Source organism: Vulcanibacillus modesticaldus (genome assembly GCF_001730235.1).
In the GTDB taxonomy this organism is placed as follows: Bacteria; Bacillota; Bacilli; order Tepidibacillales; family Tepidibacillaceae; genus Vulcanibacillus; species Vulcanibacillus modesticaldus.
This window is the reverse complement of sequence record NZ_MIJF01000100.1, coordinates 41,875-60,426: the sequence shown is the minus strand read 5'-3', so window position 1 is coordinate 60,426 and position 18,552 is coordinate 41,875. Positions and strand designations below refer to the sequence as shown.

General features: G+C 34.0%; 18 protein-coding genes. 6 read left to right on the top strand and 12 right to left on the bottom strand.

From position 1 onward, the window contains the following. Positions 1 to 206, top strand: a 206-nt coding sequence (locus BHF71_RS11740; RefSeq protein ID WP_141705336.1) for an IS3 family transposase, incomplete at its 5' end; no start/stop codon positions are given. Between the two features lie 74 nt (positions 207 to 280). On the opposite strand, the gene ald is transcribed toward BHF71_RS11740, so the two are convergent. The 4 genes from ald to BHF71_RS11395 form a co-directional block, all read right to left on the bottom strand. Further along, entirely contained in the window at positions 281 to 1,399 is a 1,119-nt protein-coding gene (gene ald / locus BHF71_RS11410) for an alanine dehydrogenase (RefSeq protein ID WP_069657737.1), read from the bottom strand. A gap of 146 nt (positions 1,400 to 1,545) precedes the next feature. Further along, positions 1,546 to 1,992, bottom strand: coding sequence for a ferric iron uptake transcriptional regulator (fur, locus tag BHF71_RS11405; RefSeq protein WP_141705397.1), 447 nt, complete (start codon positions 1,990 to 1,992; stop codon positions 1,546 to 1,548). A gap of 94 nt (positions 1,993 to 2,086) precedes the next feature. Next, positions 2,087 to 2,731, bottom strand: coding sequence for a stage II sporulation protein M (gene spoIIM, locus BHF71_RS11400; RefSeq protein WP_069657736.1), 645 nt, complete (start codon positions 2,729 to 2,731; stop codon positions 2,087 to 2,089). Positions 2,732 to 2,798: 67 nt separating this feature from the next. Further along, complete coding sequence (locus tag BHF71_RS11395; protein ID WP_176717362.1) at positions 2,799 to 3,350, bottom strand: NUDIX hydrolase; 552 nt, start codon at positions 3,348 to 3,350, stop codon at positions 2,799 to 2,801. A gap of 93 nt (positions 3,351 to 3,443) precedes the next feature. Here BHF71_RS11395 and mciZ point away from each other — a divergent pair, with 93 nt between their 5' ends. Next, entirely contained in the window at positions 3,444 to 3,620 is a 177-nt protein-coding gene (gene mciZ, locus BHF71_RS12630; protein WP_084024524.1) for a Z-ring formation inhibitor MciZ, read from the top strand. Here mciZ and BHF71_RS11390 read toward each other — a convergent pair. The 5 genes from BHF71_RS11390 to sigI form a co-directional block, all read right to left on the bottom strand. Continuing rightward, positions 3,541 to 4,659: a DUF3866 family protein gene (locus BHF71_RS11390; RefSeq protein ID WP_069657734.1), complete on the bottom strand. Its 1,119-nt coding sequence runs from the start codon at positions 4,657 to 4,659 to the stop codon at positions 3,541 to 3,543. The genes mciZ and BHF71_RS11390 overlap by 80 nt on opposite strands. A gap of 85 nt (positions 4,660 to 4,744) precedes the next feature. Then, positions 4,745 to 5,866 carry a M20/M25/M40 family metallo-hydrolase gene (locus tag BHF71_RS11385; protein WP_069657733.1) on the bottom strand — a complete coding sequence of 374 codons (1,122 nt, stop codon included), beginning with the start codon at positions 5,864 to 5,866 and terminating at the stop codon, positions 4,745 to 4,747. A gap of 118 nt (positions 5,867 to 5,984) precedes the next feature. After that, positions 5,985 to 7,505 (bottom strand): DUF5667 domain-containing protein, encoded by a 1,521-nt coding sequence (locus tag BHF71_RS12005; protein ID WP_069657732.1) that lies wholly within the window; start codon positions 7,503 to 7,505, stop codon positions 5,985 to 5,987. Positions 7,506 to 7,658: 153 nt separating this feature from the next. Continuing rightward, a complete protein-coding gene (locus BHF71_RS11375) occupies positions 7,659 to 9,086 on the bottom strand; it encodes an anti-sigma factor domain-containing protein (protein ID WP_069657731.1) in 1,428 nt (475 codons plus the stop codon). After that, positions 9,076 to 9,792: an RNA polymerase sigma-I factor gene (sigI, locus tag BHF71_RS11370; protein WP_176717361.1), complete on the bottom strand. Its 717-nt coding sequence runs from the start codon at positions 9,790 to 9,792 to the stop codon at positions 9,076 to 9,078. The genes BHF71_RS11375 and sigI overlap by 11 nt, the downstream gene beginning before the upstream one ends. Positions 9,793 to 10,108: 316 nt before the next feature. Between sigI and BHF71_RS11365 the strand changes: the two genes are divergently transcribed. The 3 genes from BHF71_RS11365 to BHF71_RS11355 are packed head-to-tail and all read left to right on the top strand — an operon-like array spanning position 10,109 to position 12,596. Continuing rightward, positions 10,109 to 10,741, top strand: a complete 633-nt coding sequence (locus tag BHF71_RS11365; RefSeq protein ID WP_069657730.1) for a GNAT family N-acetyltransferase — start codon at positions 10,109 to 10,111, stop codon at positions 10,739 to 10,741. A gap of 29 nt (positions 10,742 to 10,770) precedes the next feature. Then, positions 10,771 to 11,418 (top strand): acetoin utilization AcuB family protein, encoded by a 648-nt coding sequence (locus tag BHF71_RS11360; RefSeq protein WP_069657729.1) that lies wholly within the window; start codon positions 10,771 to 10,773, stop codon positions 11,416 to 11,418. Beyond that, positions 11,415 to 12,596 carry an acetoin utilization protein AcuC gene (locus tag BHF71_RS11355; RefSeq protein ID WP_069657728.1) on the top strand — a complete coding sequence of 394 codons (1,182 nt, stop codon included), beginning with the start codon at positions 11,415 to 11,417 and terminating at the stop codon, positions 12,594 to 12,596. The genes BHF71_RS11360 and BHF71_RS11355 overlap by 4 nt, the downstream gene beginning before the upstream one ends. 91 nt (positions 12,597 to 12,687) lie before the next feature. Here the strand turns inward: BHF71_RS11355 and BHF71_RS11350 are convergent, their stop codons facing one another. The 3 genes from BHF71_RS11350 to BHF71_RS11340 are packed head-to-tail and all read right to left on the bottom strand — an operon-like array spanning position 12,688 to position 16,741. Then, positions 12,688 to 14,232, bottom strand: coding sequence for an acyl-CoA carboxylase subunit beta (locus BHF71_RS11350; RefSeq protein ID WP_069657727.1), 1,545 nt, complete (start codon positions 14,230 to 14,232; stop codon positions 12,688 to 12,690). Positions 14,233 to 14,236: 4 nt separating this feature from the next. Beyond that, on the bottom strand, positions 14,237 to 15,073 hold the full coding sequence (mce, locus tag BHF71_RS11345) for a methylmalonyl-CoA epimerase (protein WP_069657726.1): 837 nt from the start codon (positions 15,071 to 15,073) through the stop codon (positions 14,237 to 14,239). An 18-nt stretch (positions 15,074 to 15,091) separates the two neighbouring features. Next, a complete protein-coding gene (locus BHF71_RS11340; protein ID WP_069657725.1) occupies positions 15,092 to 16,741 on the bottom strand; it encodes an acyl-CoA mutase large subunit family protein in 1,650 nt (549 codons plus the stop codon). A 203-nt stretch (positions 16,742 to 16,944) separates the two neighbouring features. Between BHF71_RS11340 and mbcS the strand changes: the two genes are divergently transcribed. Further along, positions 16,945 to 18,528, top strand: a complete 1,584-nt coding sequence (mbcS, locus tag BHF71_RS11335; RefSeq protein ID WP_069657724.1) for an acyl-CoA synthetase MbcS — start codon at positions 16,945 to 16,947, stop codon at positions 18,526 to 18,528. Positions 18,529 to 18,552 lie beyond the last annotated feature (24 nt).

Sequence of the window (18,552 nt, the reverse complement as noted above, 5' to 3'; positions counted from 1 at the left end):
CCAGAAAAGGAAATTGTTTAGATAATGCCAGCATGGAGAATTTCTTCAGCCACTTTAAGGCAGAGTGTTTTCATCTATACTCTTTTCGCACAACTGAAGAAGTAAAAAATGCCGTTAAAAGGTACATACGTTTTTATAATCATCACCGATTCCAAGAGAAATTAAATAACCTGAGTCCTTATGAATATAGGACTCAGGCTGCATAAATGTGCTTTTTTATTCCTGTCTACTTGACAGGGGTCAGTTCATTGCTAGGATAACCTTTAAAAATGAAAAATGATTATGCTAATGCTTCTTCTAATGGTACATATGGTAAATCTAAAGATTTAGCAACCGCTTCATATGTTACATGACCATTGATTACATTTACACCTTTTGCTAAAGCTCGATTTTCTTTAATCGCTATTTCATATCCTTTGTTTGCAATTTCTAAGGCATAAGGAATAGTTACATTTGTTAAAGCAAATGTAGAAGTTCTAGCTACTGCCCCTGGCATATTAGCAACAGCATAATGTACTACTCCATGTTTTACGTAAGTTGGATCACTGTGTGTAGTAACCCTATCAATTGTCTCAATAGATCCACCTTGATCGATAGCAACGTCAACGATTACAGAACCTGGACTCATGGTCATCACCATTTCTTCAGTTACTAATTTTGGCGCCCTAGCCCCAGGAATTAGAACAGCACCTACGACAAGGTCAGCTTTTTTTACTGCCTGTGCTATGTTATAGCTATTAGACATGATCGTATTAACACTGCCATGGAAAATATCATCAAGATATCGCAAACGATCTGGATTAAGGTCAATAATGCTTACGTTAGCTCCTAATCCCAAAGCCATTTTAGCTGCATTTGTACCAACTATTCCTCCCCCGATAATAACCACTTCTGCTGGAGGGACACCTGGAACACCGCCAAGAAGTACTCCTTTACCACCCTTTGGTTTTTCCAAGAATTGCGCACCAATTTGGATTGACATTCTTCCGGCAACTTCGCTCATCGGAGTAAGTAAAGGTAAAGAACGGTTGTCCAATTGAACTGTCTCATAGGCTATAGCAACAACTTCATTGTCCATCAATGCCTTAGTTAACTCTGGCTCTGGAGCCAAATGAAGATATGTAAATAATATTAGACCTTTACGAAAATATTGGTACTCAGTAGGAAGTGGTTCTTTTACTTTCATGACCATTTCAGCAGTATCCCAAACTTCTTTAGCATTATCCAAAATATTGGCACCCACCGTTTGATAGTCTTGATCAGTGAACCCACTGCCAATACCAGCGTTTTTTTCTACATATACTTCATGTCCTGCATTACGTAACGCCATAACCCCTGCAGGAGTGATAGCAACACGATTTTCATTATTTTTTATTTCCTTTGGAATCCCAATTCGCATGAATGTTCCTCCTTAAAACTGTATATTTGAGTGTCTGTGAAAGCACTTACATTTATATCTTACCACTTTATTTTAAATTAAGGTACATAATAATCACATATTCTAAAAAATATTGAAACTTTACGGTTATAGTACTAAAAATAACGCTAGTTATCCTTTGTTTTACACCTACTACAAATTCCTTGAAAGGTTAATCTATGGTCGATTACCTTAAAATCATACTGTTTCTCAACCTTTTCTTCAATAATTCCAAGCCAATCCTCATCTATCTCCTCAACCTTGCCACAATTGATACATTCGAGATGGTGATGATGGTGATCATCCGAATCGGATCGAAATTCGTATCTTGCAACATTCTCACCAAAATATAACTTTTGAATAATATTTAATTCACTAAGCAACTCCAACGTACGATAAACTGTAGCTAATCCAATCTCTGGTACCTTTTTCTTGACTAACATGTAGACATCATCCGCACTTAAATGTCCTTCCTCATTCTCAAGCAATACCTCTAAAACCACTTCCCGTTGTGGTGTAAGTTTAAAATTAGAAGATCGAAGTAATTGTTTGATCTTTTCCATACGTTCAGCCAAAACGCACCACCTCCTAGCTCTACCTAAATTATAGAGGAGGCTTTGATAAAAAGTCAATCTAATTGATAATCATATGAGTATCATTTGACACTTTCTAGTTTAACATCAAAAATGGTGTCACTCCTTTAATCAAATATGGAGAGATAAATGTTTCAAAAGCTGAAGTAAAGATCAAAATTACTGCCAAAATAATGATTAACAAAGTATAAGAGGTGATTGATTGTTGATTGGTAATCAACCTATTTTTTCCTCTAGATTTAATCAATGATAAAGAAAAGCTAATCCCTGCAACCCCTGCAATAATATATACTGGAACGATAACTATATTTTGAGGGATTATTGAAACTATTGATAATATCAATCCTCTCCAATGCATTTCAAATATTAAAAATGAAATAGTAAAACCAACTACGAATCCCTTCATAAAAATCAGAAGAAAAATTATTGGCATGCCAATAATTGATAAACCCAAAAACCAGATTAACATTAAATATTTCAAATTATCAAATAGGGCTTGTCTTAAAGCTAATTGAGAATTCGTCCAACCTCCAGTATTCATCTCATGAAAAAAAACATTTAAGTATGAAATGATCTCCTGTTTTTGTGATTGAGATATTGAGCTGATAATATATGATCCAAAGATAACCCCCATAATGAACAATACTATTGTGAAGATATATGTTGGGATATGATCCTTTACATATAGATAAATCTTATTACTTAACTGCTTCTTCCTCAAGGTTATCCCCCCTGTCCAGCTTATTACATCATATGATGGACAAGGGGTGATTATGTCGTTTAATTAACTATAATCTTTTTTTTAATATCTCTAACTGCCAGTAATTTAGAGCAATCAAGGTTTTAGCATCAATAATTTTACTGTCATTTATCAATTCATTTACTTCATCAATTGTTAATTCTACTAGTTCCACAAACTCGTCCTCATCAGGTTTGGCAGCTCCAGGTTGGATATCCTCTGCTTTAAACAGATATATGATTTCATCAGCAAAACCTGGAGATGTATAAAACTTGGCTATTTGTGACATATTGGATGCTGTATAACCAGTTTCTTCTTTTAATTCGCGTATCGCACAATCAAGTGGTTTCTCTCCCTTTTCTAATTTTCCTGCAGGTATTTCTAATATCGTTTTCTCTAATGGTTTGCGATACTGTTTAACCATAATAACTTTATTTTCCTTAGAAATTGCTAAGATCGCCACTGCTCCAGAATGATGAACGATCTCTCGGAAAGATTCTTTTCCGTTTGGCAATCGGACTTTATCAACGTCAACCTTTATAATTTTACCTTCGTAGATCGTAGTACTTGAAATCGTCTGTTCAATATAATCTTTTTCCATTTTATTCACTTCTTTCTATTATTAATTAGTCATAACTTGTCCATTATTTCATAGATATTTATCAAAAATAATTTTACCTTTGGAGGGTTAAAAATGAAAGTAATTAGAACTAATAATCAATTAAAAATCGTTGGGAAAGCGTGGGAGGTTAGAGGTAAACTGCGTGAATTATCCCAATCACCTATCTCCCTTAAAGATTATTTATATGGTCAAAGGCCCAATATGCAACACATGCAACAAAATCGAAGAAAACTGGATCTTGTTCAATAGTCCTCCCCATTGTGGTTATGTTAGCAGGATATTTTTTAACAAATTCTAATACTTCTTGATGATCAATTTTCACCGAGGTTAATTGATGTTTTGATCCTATATTTTCTTCTAGAACTTTGTAAAGATGTTGATGTTGATTTTGATCTTTAATATAGTCGGGATAAGGTACTATATTTTTAACTAAACTAATATAGTTTAAATTTGAAATAGTATGGTGACTTATTCCCAAATGACGTTGTCGGTGATCTTTTTGACTTGCTCTAACGATAAATATCGGTAATCCTTTAAGAGAACCAACCGCATTAGCTATTATTCCCTGTTCTACTCCCGAATGTCCTAATAATGTTCCTGTTCCAACGATTCCAGGTCCCATTAAAACGATAACTAAATCCGCTTGAAAAATATATTTTGCTGCTATGAGTCCTGTGAAAATATTAACTGCTTCAATATCTCCACCAAAAGCATGACCTATAGTAATAGTATTGGTTAACCAACCTAATTCAGTTAGTGTTTCTACATGTCTGCTTAAAGCTATAGGCAATGATCCACCATCGGTCATTATATAAACAATTTTTTTCTCCTTAACATTATATTTATTTTCCAATTGTCTAAAAATCGTTATAACGATCGGTAACATACTATGTAACTCGCCAATAATAACAGGTAAACCATTTAAATTTTTGACTTTTTTAAAAAGTTCATGGTAAGGACTACCTTGTTCTTCACAAGATTTGACAGAAAATTGATATGGAGTGTATCTCAATTTCATTATGTGGCCTTTTTCTTTAAACTCGTCTGAACAGCTTTCTTTAGCATTGAGGTTTATGGGAGACACTACAAAATCATATCCGCCGGTACCTAAGTTAAGTATTGAGGCTGTTTTGTTGATAATTACTAAATCACCTAAAACTAAAGGTTTATGAAATTGTAGGTAATTAATAGCTTGAGAAATTTCCAGCTGGTGTTCTACAATAACCACCTGAATATTTTTCGTTTCTTTACTTATCTCGATAACCTTCCCAATCCCCCACCTAACCATATTTACCCCCCTATATTACCTTTTATATTATTGATATGATTTAAAAAAGCTCCCTTATAACTATAAAGGAGCTTTTCTTGCTTATTTATTTGCTATATTGACGAATTAATTGAATGATTAGTTCCGTTGCTTTAAATAGTTCTTCAATGGCGATTCTTTCACTAGTCGTATGTATGTTTTCCATACCGATTCCTAAATTGACTGTAGGTATACCTAATCCATTCATTACATTGGCGTCACTTCCACCACCACTTGTGATTAATTTCGGCTCTCTTCCAATAGCTTCTATCGCCTTCTTTACATTTTGAACCAAAATATCAGCTTCAGAAAAATGAAATGCAGGATACATTATCTCATAAGTAAAATCTACATTGGTAGAAAAATGTTGAGCCGCTTGATCAAAAGCATTTTTCATATGTTCAATTTGTCTAAGTAACTTTTCTTCTTTAATACTCCGAGCTTCAGCCAAAATATCGACACGATCACAAACCACATTAGTCGCTTTGCCACCCTCAAATCTACCAATGTTAGCAGTAGTTTCATTATCAATTCGCCCTAGTTTCATCTTCGAAATTGCATAACTTGCAACCTGAATCGCACTTATTCCATCTTCAGGATTTACACCTGCATGTGCTGATCTTCCATGGACAGTGGCACTAATTCTGGCTTGTGTAGGTGCAGCAACGATAATATTACCCACTGGTCCATTACTATCAAAAGCGAATCCATATTCAGACTGAAGAAGTCCTTCTTGCAGATTTTTTGACCCCTTTAGCCCTGATTCCTCACCAACTGTAATCAAAAACTGTATCTTTCCATGGGACAAATTATACTCTTTAATAACCGCTAAAGCTTCTAACATAGCTGCAATACCTGCTTTATCATCAGCACCTAAAATTGTAGTACCGTCAGAAACAATATATTCACCTTCTACCTCTGGTTTTATAGCTTTTCCCGGGGTTACGGTATCCATATGAGAAGTAAAATAAATAACTTTGGCCGCATTTTCAACATTAGCCTCAAGGGTAGCAATTATATTGCCTGCACCATGGCCTGTTCTAACCATTGAATCGTCTTCAACAACTTCTAACCCTAGTTCTGAGAATTTTTTCTTCAAAATATCAGCAATAGCTCTTTCATGACCAGTTTCACTATCTACCATGACCAATTCTTTAAATAGTTCAATTAACCGCTCTCTATTAACCATGCTTGCACCTCCGGTAAACTAATTTGATAATGTTAGCAATTATATTAATCATTTTACCATCTTGTTATTGTAATAACCATGAAAAAACCTCCGCCCTTAAGCAGAGGTTTTAATCATATTAATCTTCATCATCGTCTTTGTCCTTATGCTTCTTTTTGTCTTCGTCATCGTCATCTTTTTTCTTGGAATCTTCGTTATCTTTTCGTTCTTTGTATTTTTTTATTTTTGTCTTTTCAAAATCATCATCGTCGTCATCTTCTTTATGAGCTTTTTCTCTCTCTTTTTTTTCTTTTTTCTTTATTTCTTTCTCTTTATCATGTTCTCGTTTGCTTTCCTTCTTTTCCTTAACATCTTTATCTTCATCATCTATATCTTCATCATCATCGTCATCATCTTCTTCACGGAACTTTTCTTTATATTTATTTTCCTCTTTTTTCATTTCTTTTTTTACTTTATCCTCAATCTTAGCCGCTTTTTCTCTAATTTCTTCCATTTCTTCTTGTGTTTCTTCTTTTAATTCTTCTATTTTTAATTGCGCTTCCTCTTGGGTTATTTCTCCATTCCTTAATTCCTCTGAAATCTCATCAATTTTTTCTGTCACTTCTTGCTCTAGCTTCGCAATTTTTTTGATAAGTCCTAACTCTTTCTTTTCGACTTTTACTTCTATTAAGGTTTCTGTTAGTTCTTTAATAGCTGTTTCATTACCAGTGTTAATTGCTTCTTCTAATGCCTCTTTTATTAATTTTTCTTTCTTTTTGACCACTTTTTTTACCATATCTCGTGGCTCAATATCAAGTTCCTGGGCAATTACTCCTAAACCTTTGTTATCATTCATCAGATCCAAAATTTCTTCTTCGGTTTTCCCACTTAATTCTGACATCGTAGTAACTTTTACAATTTGTCCAAATCCTAATCCCTCGTCACGAAGTTTTTTTACTTTTTCAGGGTCAAGTTCTTTTACAACATTGGCAACTAGATATGCTTCCTGTTTTTTTACTTGCAATTGCTCTTTTGTATTTTCATCTAGCTGTTCTTCAATAGTATCATCAACAGTTATTACATCTTCCAACTTATTGGTTAAAGTTTCTTTAACTTCTTCTTCAACTTGTTCATCAATAACTACTTCAGCAACCTTTTCTTCAGCTTGATTTAATGTCTCAATATAATTATCAATCAAATAGTTGATATATTCTTCTTTACCTTCATTTAACATTTGATCAGATTCCAGTAATCGTTCTTGAGCAAAGGATAGCAATAATTCAGATTCCTTTTGTAGATCGATTGTAAATAATAACTGTAACTTTTCTTGCATCCTATCAAGTAAATAAAAAATATTATCAGGCGTTAAACCAGCTTCCACAGTTACTTCTTCTTGAACGGTTGGGTCTGCTGTCTGATCTGCCACTTGATCTATTGTTTGGTCTACTGTTTGTTCAACAGCTTGGTCAACAGTTCGATCCGCCGCTTGATCAATAGTTTGATCTACTGTTTGGTCTGCCGTTTGTTCAACAGTTTGGTCAGTAGCTTGATCTGTGCTTTGATTTATTGTGTGATTAACTGCATAAACTGGAGTTCCCCCGATTACTAAAGTTATTAAAAGACTAAATGTAATGATTTTTTTCATATTAAAACCTTTCATCTGAAATACTCCTCCTCGAAGATCGTTATATTTTCTTTCGCTTTATTCCTCCTAATTCTTATTCGGTTTTTTTTCTTTTTTTAAGGAGGTAGTTTTAAAAAAAATAAAAAAAAATTAAAGTCCAGCTTTTCGCTGGACATTTCTGAGCATTTCTCAATCGCCATCATTTTCCTTACTGTTTTGATCATTTTCATCATCATTGCTATCTTCAATATCATCATCTTTTGTGTCAGCTGAATTATTATGATCACTTACATTATCCTCTGAATGATTATCTTGTTTAATAGTACCTGAACCACTTTTTTTCTTTACATCATCTTTATCTTCAGCCTTTTTGTCTTTATTTTTATCATCTTTGAACTTTTTATCTTCACTATATTTTCTTTCTCTATCGATGGAATCTCCTTTACCATTCTCATATTTATCATTTCTTCCATCATTCTGTTTTTTATCTTTCATACCTTCTTTTTCTGAGGATTTTTGTGTCTTTTCGTCCTCTTCATCATCATCTTTTGATTTATTTTCTTTAGTTTTACGAGATTCTTGCCTTTCTCTCTTCATATTTTTGTCTTCATCTTCCTTTTTTTCTGATACTTTCTCAATTGAATGATCTTTACGTTTATTTTCATCCTCATCTTTATCAAATTTTCTGTCATTATCATCTTTTTTATTTTCGTCGTAAACATCATTTTTCATATCTTCAAGATCTTTCATTTTTTTAGTATCATCATCTTCATCTTTATTTTCACTAGATTCATCCTCATTATCATCTGAATCATCTTTATCTTTTTTATCACTTGTAATATGTTTTACATTTGGAACAACCATTTTAATATCTACCCTACTCTCATCTAGTATATTACTTATCGATAAATCGTTAGCTTTCTCTTTCACACCAGCTTGAATGGAAGTAGGAAGTTTTTTAATAACATTTAGTTTATTTACTGAAATATTATTTTCCTTAGCTTCTTCCCATTCTGTAACCGAAACTTCTTCTAGTACTAAATTTCCTTCTAGTTTTTCCTCCTGTAATACTTGTTCAACATTATTTTCGATATCTAAGATTTCCGGAAGTTGTGCGTCTTGATCAATTTTGGTAAATGAGATGTAGATCAAATTATCTTTCGTCGGTGAAAGATATTGTTCATCAATACTTTTTTTAATAAATGTTTCAATCGCCTCTACTAACGGTAAACCTTCAACGTCAATTTGATCCAGTATTTTCTGTCCATCAGAATTATATGCTGAAGTCTTACTTACTAGTCCTTTTTGATTCAGATAAAATTCAACACTAGGATTTATGTCTAATGCCACTGCAACGACAGGCTTATTAAAAGGGTTTAGAATTAAGGTACCAATTATCAATAAAATAAAAATGGAAGCAATAGAAGCAAATTTATATATTGGGATAAAGACTTTTCGTCTTTTTTCTTCTACATCTACCTGTTCGATTTCAACATCTATATAATCACCGATTCTGGGTTTTTTCGCTGGGATTACTACTTCTTTAAATTCACCATCTTTTGTGAGAATAACCATCGAGTTTTCTCTAAGTTCCATTACTAAAGCATTAACCTTCACAACCATCACCCCCTATTTCAATAAAACTTCTCAGATGTTTAAACTCTTTATTTAAAAGAATCAAAGATACCGCTACCACATATTTCCTTCCTGTTTCCAATACCTTTCTACTTAAACCCGTCATTAATATTAATTCCTTAATCGGCAATTGTTTTGTTCTTTGGAATTTTTTTACTAAATTGATATCAGACACCAAACACTGAGCTGCGTATGTTAGTCTTTTTCTAGTATCTTTATGTTTTGGGGAGTGTTTTGTCAACTCAATAAATGAAATGCCGAATTCTGATAATTTCTTTTGATAAAGTTGTAATTCTTCTACCCTTTCTATTCTCTCGAGCTCTTTATAATAATTTTCTGTAGCCAATTTAATCTCTGCCGGAGTAAATTCAGTTTCTTCTTCATCAACAATCGTAAGTGACAAGTGTCTATGTTTTTGTTCTTTCTTAAAATAATCGATAAGTCTATGTTTGATTACTATCTTAGCGTATGTTGAAAAATTTGCTCCTTTTTTTACCTCAAAGGAGTCAATAGCATCGTTAAAAGCCATCAGTGCTATGCTAAGTTCATCATTCGTCCAATCTAACTTCCTTTTACATAAATTACTTGTCCAATAAAGAATTTGTGGTTTGTACATTTCTATTAACTTTTCTCTATCACGTTCAGATCCATTCTGTATTGAATATATTAACTCCTCAACATTAATCAATATTATCAACCCCATCGGTATTATATACGAGCAACAGTGATAAATTAGGTAGGTAGTTTCAATTCTAAAAATATGAGTATTAAAAAATAGTTGCAAGTCCCTTCACTTTCATTATAAAGGATTTATTACAGACCTGCGCGAAAGAAAAATATTCTGATATATTTTGGGGGTTTTAATTGCTCTGACTTCTATAGTTGAACCATATTTGTAATTTTTGATAATTTGACAATTTTATTTCTATTTAGAATGGTTTTTATTTTATATAATAATGATATAAGGTAGATATAGAATATAATTTGGGTAAGGGTGATTCCCGATGATTCATAATAAAACTTTTTATAGCATGGAACTAAAAACACCACTAGCCAAGCTAATCATTGAAGGCCCTGTTCCAGCTGATAAAATAGCTAATTATAATTTTCATGAAGACCTAAAAACCTTTAGAACACCTAAAAAACAACATAAAGCTTTAGTTGAAATAGCAAGATTACCAGAAGGACGTATAATTCTCGCAAGAGATGCTAATTTAATTATTGGTTATGTTACCTTCCATTATCCCGATCCTTTTGAGCGTTGGTCTGAGGGAAATATGGATAATTTAATAGAGCTTGGCGCAATTGAAGTAGTCCCAAAGTATCGAGGTTATCAAGTGGCCAAAAATCTTTTAAAGGTTGCCATGATGGACGATGCTATGGAAGATTATATAATATTAACCACTGAATATTATTGGCACTGGGATTTAACAGGAACAGAACTGGATATTTGGAGATATAGAAAAGTTATGGAGAAAGTAATGAATGCCGGTGGATTAGAGTGTTTTGCTACGGATGATCCTGAAATTTCCGCCCATCCTGCTAATTGTCTTATGGTTAGGATTGGGAATAGAGTGCCCCAAGAAGCGATTATTCAATTTGATAAACTACGTTTTAAAAATAACTTTGTCCATTAATAGATCTAATTGGAGAGGAGTGAGATAAAATGGTCGTAGAAGAAATTATGAAAACTGAAGTAATCACATTAAAAAAAGATGATACAATTGAGACCGCCTTGCAGCTTTTAAATGAACATCATATCCGTCATATTCCTATCATTAACGAACAAAAACATATACTCGGTATTATTTCAGATAAAGATATCCGTGATGCTTGCCCTTCTATTTTCCAAAAAGAAGAGCACTGCAACGAACTACAAAATTCAGTTGAAAAGATAATGACTAAGAATGTAATCACTGTACATCCCCTTGATTTCGTGGAAGAAGTTTCTGCAATTTTTTACGAGAAGGAAATTGGGTGTTTACCAGTGACTAAAGAGGGGAAATTAGTGGGAATTATAACTGAAAAAGATATTTTGTACACCTTAATACAATTAACTGGAGCTTTACAGCCAAGCTCACAGATCGAAGTTAAAGTAAAAAATATCTCCGGAATGTTAGCAAAGGTAGTTGCGATAATCGCCAAACGAAAGGTTAATATCAATAGTGTATTAGTTTATCCCTATTCAAAAAGTGAGGAATATAAAATATTAGTATTCCGTTTACAAACGATGAACCCTACAAGTATCATCAATGATTTAAAAAATGCGGGTTATACTGTCTTATGGCCTAATTTGCCGGGGATTACATTATGAACTCAAAAGCTGTTTTTATCTATTCCAATCAGTTTCAAAATTATAAGTTTGGCGATGACCATCCGTTTAACCAGTTAAGAATCGAACTCACCTATGATCTATTAAAAAAACTTGGTGCTTTAGCCCCTTCTCAAATCATTACTCCAAGATTCGCTACTGATGAAGAATTAGCCCTAATTCACGATCCTAAATATATCAATATCATCAAACAGGCGGGACAAGGAAAGATCGCAGAAGAAGTTGGATTAAATTATGGAATAGGTACTGAAGACACCCCTATATTCCCTAATATGCACGAGGCAAGCGCATTAACAGTTGGTGGTACTTTAAAAGCAGTGGAAATGGTTATGGAAGGTAAAGTCCAACATTCCCTTAATCTTGGTGGTGGTCTGCATCATGGATTTCGAGCAAGAGCTTCAGGTTTTTGTATATATAACGATAGTTCGATTGCTATTAATTATATAATAAAAAAATATCATAAACGTGTTCTCTATATCGATACTGATGCCCATCATGGTGATGGAGTACAATGGGCCTTTTACGATACTGATCAAGTATGCACATTATCTTTTCATGAAACGGGAAGATATTTGTTCCCGGGTACTGGTAATGTAGATGAACGTGGAAGCGGCAAAGGGTTCGGATATTCCTTTAACATTCCATTAGATCCCTTTACCGAAGATGAATCATATTTAAAGACCTATAAAACAGCATTACAAGAAATTGCTGATTATTATAAACCTGACGTTATCGTCACTCAAAATGGCGTTGACTCCCATTACCATGACCCATTATCCCACCTTTATGTGACAATGAAAACATATCGTTATATCCCAAAACTAGCCCATGAAATCGCTCACAAATATTGTGATGGCAAGTGGATTGCTGTTGGTGGTGGTGGATATGATATTTGGCGTGTTGTACCACGGGCATGGACATACATATGGTTAGAAATGAATGATATTTCTTATCTAGGTGAAGGCTCTCTTCCTATAGAATGGATAGAGAAATGGCAAGATAAATCACCTGTCCCTTTACCAAAGACATGGGATGATCTTCCTAATCTATATCCTGAAATTCCGAGAAAAAAAGAGATCGAAGAAAAAAATAATTTAACTTTAAAAAAGGCTTTAGCTATTATTCGTAATGACTCAGAAAACATTATAACAATAGTATAATTTGTATTTTGTGAATATTACCAATAATGCGACCGTAAATAATATTTTGACATTTACGGTCGCATTATTATACCTATTATAAAGTTATCTTTTATAACGGTATATTACCATGTTTTTTCCTAGGCCTTGACTCTTTTTTATTTTTCAACATACTTAATGCTTGTTTTAATTTTTTTCTTGTTTCTCTTGGGTCAATAATATCATCAACCATCCCCATTGAAGCTGCCACATAGGGATTAGCAAACTTCTCACGATATTCTTGAATTTTCTCTAATCTTGTTTTAACTGGATCTTGACTTTCGTTGATCTCTTTACTGAAGATTATTCCAGCGGCACCTTCTGGTCCCATCACTGCTATTTCTGCATTAGGCCAAGCAAACACTAAATCTGCTCCTATTGACTTACTATTTAAAGCAACATATGCCCCGCCATATGCTTTTCTAAGGATTACAGTGATTTTAGGGACGGTAGCTTCAGAGTAGGCATATAAAATTTTTGCTCCATGTCTAATAATTCCCCGATGTTCTTGCATAACCCCTGGAAAAAAACCAGTTACATCTTCAAAAGTAATAAGTGGGATGTTGAAAGAGTCGCAGAATCGAATAAACCTTGCTATTTTATCAGAAGAGTCTATATCTAGTCCACCTGCCATTACTTTGGGTTGATTAGCAATTATCCCCACACTCTCTCCACTAATCCTCGCAAACCCTACCACAATATTCTTTGCAAAATTAGCATGAACCTCCATAAAATCCCCATCATCTATGATGTTATAGATTACATCACGCACATCATATACTTTTGTTCCTTCGATAGGGACAATATCAATTAATTCCTCACACCAATCATCATCATTATTGTTAACTTCTAATGTTGGTGGTTTTTCTTGATTATTTTGTGGTAAATAGCTTAGTAGACGGCGAACCTGCTCTAACACTTCTACTTCAGTAGGGGAAATAAAATGGGCAATCCCACTAATAGTTGAGTGAACACTAGCACCACCAAGTTCCTCTGAAGAAATCTTTTCTCCAGTAACTGCTTCGATAACCTTAGGGCCTGTAATGAACATTTTACTCGTATTTTCAACCATAAAAATGAAATCTGTTATAGCAGGAGAATAAACTGCTCCACCCGCACTTGGCCCCATAATTACCGAAATTTGAGGAACAACACCAGAGTAGATAGAATTCCGATAGAAAATGTGTCCATATCCATCTAAAGATATAACTCCTTCTTGAATCCGAGCACCACCTGAATCGTTTAACCCAATGATAGGACAACCATTTTTTACTGCTAAATCCATGATATTCACTATTTTTTTGGCGTGCATTTCCCCTAATGCTCCTCCAAAAACAGTAAAATCTTGGGCAAATACATATACTCCTCTTCCATTAATTTTTCCATATCCAGTAACAACCCCTTCTCCCGGAGCTTCGACTTTATCTAAACCAAAGTTCGTAACCCTGTGTTCGATAAAGGGATTTAACTCAACAAACGTACCCTCATCTAAAAGTAGTGAAATTCGTTCTCTTGCGGTTAGTTTTCCCTTTGAATGCTGTGATTCGATTTTTTTCTTACCACCGCCTAACTCAATCTTACTTTTTCGCTCTTGTAACTCTTTTATTTTGGTTAACACTTATTTACCCATCCCCTCTCTCACAAAACTCTATTAAAACTTTATGTGATGCCTTAGGATGAATAAAGCCAACCTTCTTCCCATTAGCACCGATTTTTGGTGTATCTTGAAGTAAAGGAATACCTAACTCACCCATTAATTGAAATTGATACAAAATATCTTCGACCTCAAATGCTAGGTGATGAATCCCTTCTCCCTTCTTTTGAAGATATTTATAAATGGGACTTTCTTCATCAATCGGTTCAAGAAGCTCTATTTTAATATCACCTATCTTAAAGAACGCTATCTTGACCCCTTCATTTGCAACCTCGTCTAACCCCAGCATCTCTAACCCTAAAGTATTTTTAAAAAAATTAATAGCAGTATCCAATTTTTCCACAGCTATCCCAATATGATCAATCTTCTTAAGAGATTTATTAATTTTTTTTTCAAAACTATCCATTGTTTCATTGACCACATTTTCCTTAATGAATTTGACTATTTCTGCAATGGGAGTACCCGGTGTAAATACAGCTTTGACTCCCTGTTCCTTTAAATAAGGAATGTCATCCTCGGGTATTACACCACCACCAATTACTAAAATATCTTCTGCACCATTTTCTTTTAATAATCTAGTCACTTCTGGGAACAATTCATTATGTGCCCCAGATAAAATTGATAATCCTATACAATCAACATCTTCTTGAATTGCCGTACTAACAATCTGATCAGGGGTTTGTCTTAATCCAGTATATATAACCTCCATCCCTTCATCTCTGAGTCCCTGAGCAATTATTAACGCTCCCCGATCATGCCCATCAAGTCCAGGTTTTGCAATTAACACTCTAATCTTTTTCTTCATATTAGACTCTCCCTCCTATCAACTCGGTTGATACTCACCAAAAACGTCCCTTAATACATTAGTAATTTCTCCTAAGGTAGCATAAACTTTAACTGCATCAATAATATAAGGCATTAAATTCTTATCAGTTTTGGCAGCTTCTTTTAATGCTTTTAAAGTACTAGTCACAGCATAATTGTCTCTAGTTGCTTTTAATTCTAATAATTTTTGTTCTTGTTCTTGGGCCACAATAGGGTCAACTCGATGAATTTCAGGCATCTTTTCATTTTCAATTGCAAATGCATTTAATCCGATTATCCATTGTTGTTTCCTTTCAATATCTTGTTGATAATCATAGGCAGCTTTATGAATCTCTCTTTGAATATATCCTTCCTCAATCGCTTTAACTGCCCCACCTAATTCATCTATTTTCTGAAGATATTTCTCAACTTCTTTTTCAATTCTATCTGTCAATTCTTCAATGTAATATGAACCACCTAGCGGATCCACTGTATCAGTAACTCCAGACTCGTAAGCAATAATTTGTTGAGTTCTTAAGGCAATTCGTGCAGACTCTTCTGTTGGTAAAGCCAAAGCCTCATCTCTTGAATTGGTGTGCAGACTTTGAGTTCCACCTAAGATTGCAGCTAAGGCTTGTAATGTTACTCGTACAATATTATTATCGGGCTGTTGTGCCGTTAATGTTGAGCCAGCAGTTTGAGTATGAAAACGTAACTGAAGTGACTTTTTTTTCTTAGCATTAAATCTTTCTTTCATTACCTTCGCCCATATTCTTCTAGCCGCACGAAATTTGGCAATCTCCTCAAAGAAATTGTTGTGAGAATTGAAGAAAAAAGCAAGTCTAGGTGCAAACTCATCTATTTCAAGTCCTGTCTCAAGGGCACTTTCAACATAAGCAATAGCATTCCCGATGGTAAAAGCAATTTCTTGAACAGCAGTAGAACCTGCTTCACGAATGTGATAACCACTAATACTTATCGTATTCCATTTTGGCATGTTTTTAGAACAATACTTAAAAATATCCGTAATCAGTCTCATTGATGGTTTTGGTGGAAAAATATATGTCCCTCTGGCTATGTATTCTTTTAAAATATCATTTTGAATCGTTCCTGACAGTTTATCAGCAGAAACTCCTTGTTTTTCAGCAACTACAATATACATAGCAAGTAAAATAGCAGCAGGAGCATTAATAGTCATAGAAGTACTAACTTTATCTAATGGAATAGCATCAAATAATATTTCCATATCTTTCAATGAATCGATGGCTACTCCAACCTTACCAACTTCGCCTTTGGCGCGTGGATCATCAGAATCATAACCAATTTGAGTGGGTAAATCAAAGGCAATACTTAGTCCAGTTTGTCCTTGTTCTAAAAGATACTTATAGCGTTTATTTGATTCTTCAGCTGAAGAGAAACCCGCATACTGTCTCATCGACCATAATCTACCCCGATACATAGTCGGTTGAATACCTCTTGTAAAAGGATATTCCCCGGGAAAATTTAATTTTTCCAAATAGGAATTAGTAATTTCTGATGGCAGATATAGTCTTTCCACTGGTATTTTGGAACTCGTTTTAAATGATTTCTTTCTTTCTGGAAATTTATCTATTATTTCTTTCGTTTCTTTAATCCATTGATGATACTCATTGTTATTAATTTCTCTCACAGACGTCCCCTCTTTCTTTATGTTTGTATTTTCTTAATATTTATTAATTATATAATATTAATAATATTTTTTACATTCAATAAATGATTGGCATTTTTCTTTATAAATGATTAATTTTTATAATTATCCCTAAATTAAATATTCAAAAAATTATGATTATTTTGTATAATAAAGCCATTAAAGTTTTGGAGAGGAGGATATTTATGGATAAAAAATCCTTAATTGCACCAGAAAATTATAATTTGGTAGAAGAAATTGAACGTTATGCACAAGATCCCGACAAGATTGCTATTAAGTGGGAAAATGAAAAGGGAGATAGAAGTGAAATAACTTATGCTAACTTGATCAAAAAAGCTAACAAAGTTGGGAATGCATTACTTAATCAAGGGTTACAAAAAGGTAATAAGGTTCTTATAATGGTGCCAAGGTCCATCGAAGCCTATACCGTTTATCTTGGTGCCTTAAAAGCAGGGTTAGTAGTAATCCCAAACTCTGAGATGTTACGCACCAAAGATCTTCAATATAGGATTAACCATAGTGAAGCAAATGCTGTAATCTGTTATTACCCTTATGTCAATGAATTTGATAATGTTGATAATATCAACAATCTTAAAAAATTTGTACTTGGCGCTCAAGTAGAAGGTTGGTTAGATCTTGATGAATTAATGAGTCAAAGCAGTGACGTTCTTAAAATGGCGGATACCAAAAGAGACGATATGGCATTTATATCCTATACTTCAGGAACTACCGGGAATCCTAAGGGGGTTGTGCACTCCCATGGATGGGCATATGCTCATTTAAAAACCTCCGCCAAGAATTGGCTAAATATCAAAGAAGATGATGTTGTTTGGGCTACAGCAGGACCAGGTTGGCAAAAATGGATTTGGAGTCCTTTCTTAGCTACTTTAGGTTCAGGTGCAACAGGATTATCTTATCAAGGTAAATTTGAACCTAATAAATACCTTCAACTGATGGAAGACTATGAAGTTAATGTATTATGCTGTACACCAACAGAGTATCGTTTGATGGCGAAAATTGACAACATCGACCAATATTCTCTACCTAATCTTAGAAGTGCAGTATCCGCTGGTGAACCATTAAATCGTGAAGTAATTGATACTTTCAAAAAGTTTTTTAATGTTAATGTTCGTGATGGATACGGACAAACGGAAAATACATTGTTGGTAGGAGTATTAGAAGGTATGAAAATTAAACCAGGTTCAATGGGAAAACCTACTCCTGGAAATCTAGTAGAAATAATCGATGAAAACGGCAAACCTGTTAGTGTAGGAGTAGTTGGTGATATCGCAGTTCATAAAGATACACCTGCTTTATTTAAAGAATATTATAAAGATCCTGAACGTACCGCAATGCAGTTTCGAGGAGATTGGTATATAACGGGAGACACCGCTAAAAAAGATGAAGATGGTTATTATTGGTTTGAAGGTCGTGGAGATGATATCATAATCAGCTCAGGTTACACAATCGGCCCATTTGAAGTTGAAGATGCCCTAGTAAAACACCCTTATGTACAAGAATGCGCTGTTGTAGCAAGTCCCGATGAAGTTCGAGGTCATGTAGTTAAGGCATTTATAGTTCTTAAAGATGAAGTCGATAAAAATAAAGAAGGTCTCGTTAAAGAATTACAAGATCATGTTAAGAAATTAACTGCCCCATACAAGTATCCACGTAAAATTGAATTTATTGATGAACTTCCAAAGACAACTTCTGGTAAAATCAGACGGGTTGAATTACGTCAAAGGGAACTTAATCAAGCAAAAAAATAAAAATGAAAAACCAGTTATGAGTTA

Coding starts and splice junctions, on each gene's coding strand:
- ald (WP_069657737.1), bottom strand. CDS start 1,399: ATGCGAATTGGGATTCCAAAGGAAATAAAAAATAATGAAAATCGTGTT.
- BHF71_RS11395 (WP_176717362.1), bottom strand. CDS start 3,350: ATGGAAAAAGATTATATTGAACAGACGATTTCAAGTACTACGATCTAC.
- mciZ (WP_084024524.1), top strand. CDS start 3,444: ATGAAAGTAATTAGAACTAATAATCAATTAAAAATCGTTGGGAAAGCG.
- BHF71_RS11390 (WP_069657734.1), bottom strand. CDS start 4,659: ATGGTTAGGTGGGGGATTGGGAAGGTTATCGAGATAAGTAAAGAAACG.
- BHF71_RS11385 (WP_069657733.1), bottom strand. CDS start 5,866: ATGGTTAATAGAGAGCGGTTAATTGAACTATTTAAAGAATTGGTCATG.
- BHF71_RS12005 (WP_069657732.1), bottom strand. CDS start 7,505: ATGAAAGGTTTTAATATGAAAAAAATCATTACATTTAGTCTTTTAATA.
- BHF71_RS11365 (WP_069657730.1), top strand. CDS start 10,109: ATGATTCATAATAAAACTTTTTATAGCATGGAACTAAAAACACCACTA.
- BHF71_RS11360 (WP_069657729.1), top strand. CDS start 10,771: ATGGTCGTAGAAGAAATTATGAAAACTGAAGTAATCACATTAAAAAAA.
- BHF71_RS11355 (WP_069657728.1), top strand. CDS start 11,415: ATGAACTCAAAAGCTGTTTTTATCTATTCCAATCAGTTTCAAAATTAT.
- mce (WP_069657726.1), bottom strand. CDS start 15,073: ATGAAGAAAAAGATTAGAGTGTTAATTGCAAAACCTGGACTTGATGGG.
- mbcS (WP_069657724.1), top strand. CDS start 16,945: ATGGATAAAAAATCCTTAATTGCACCAGAAAATTATAATTTGGTAGAA.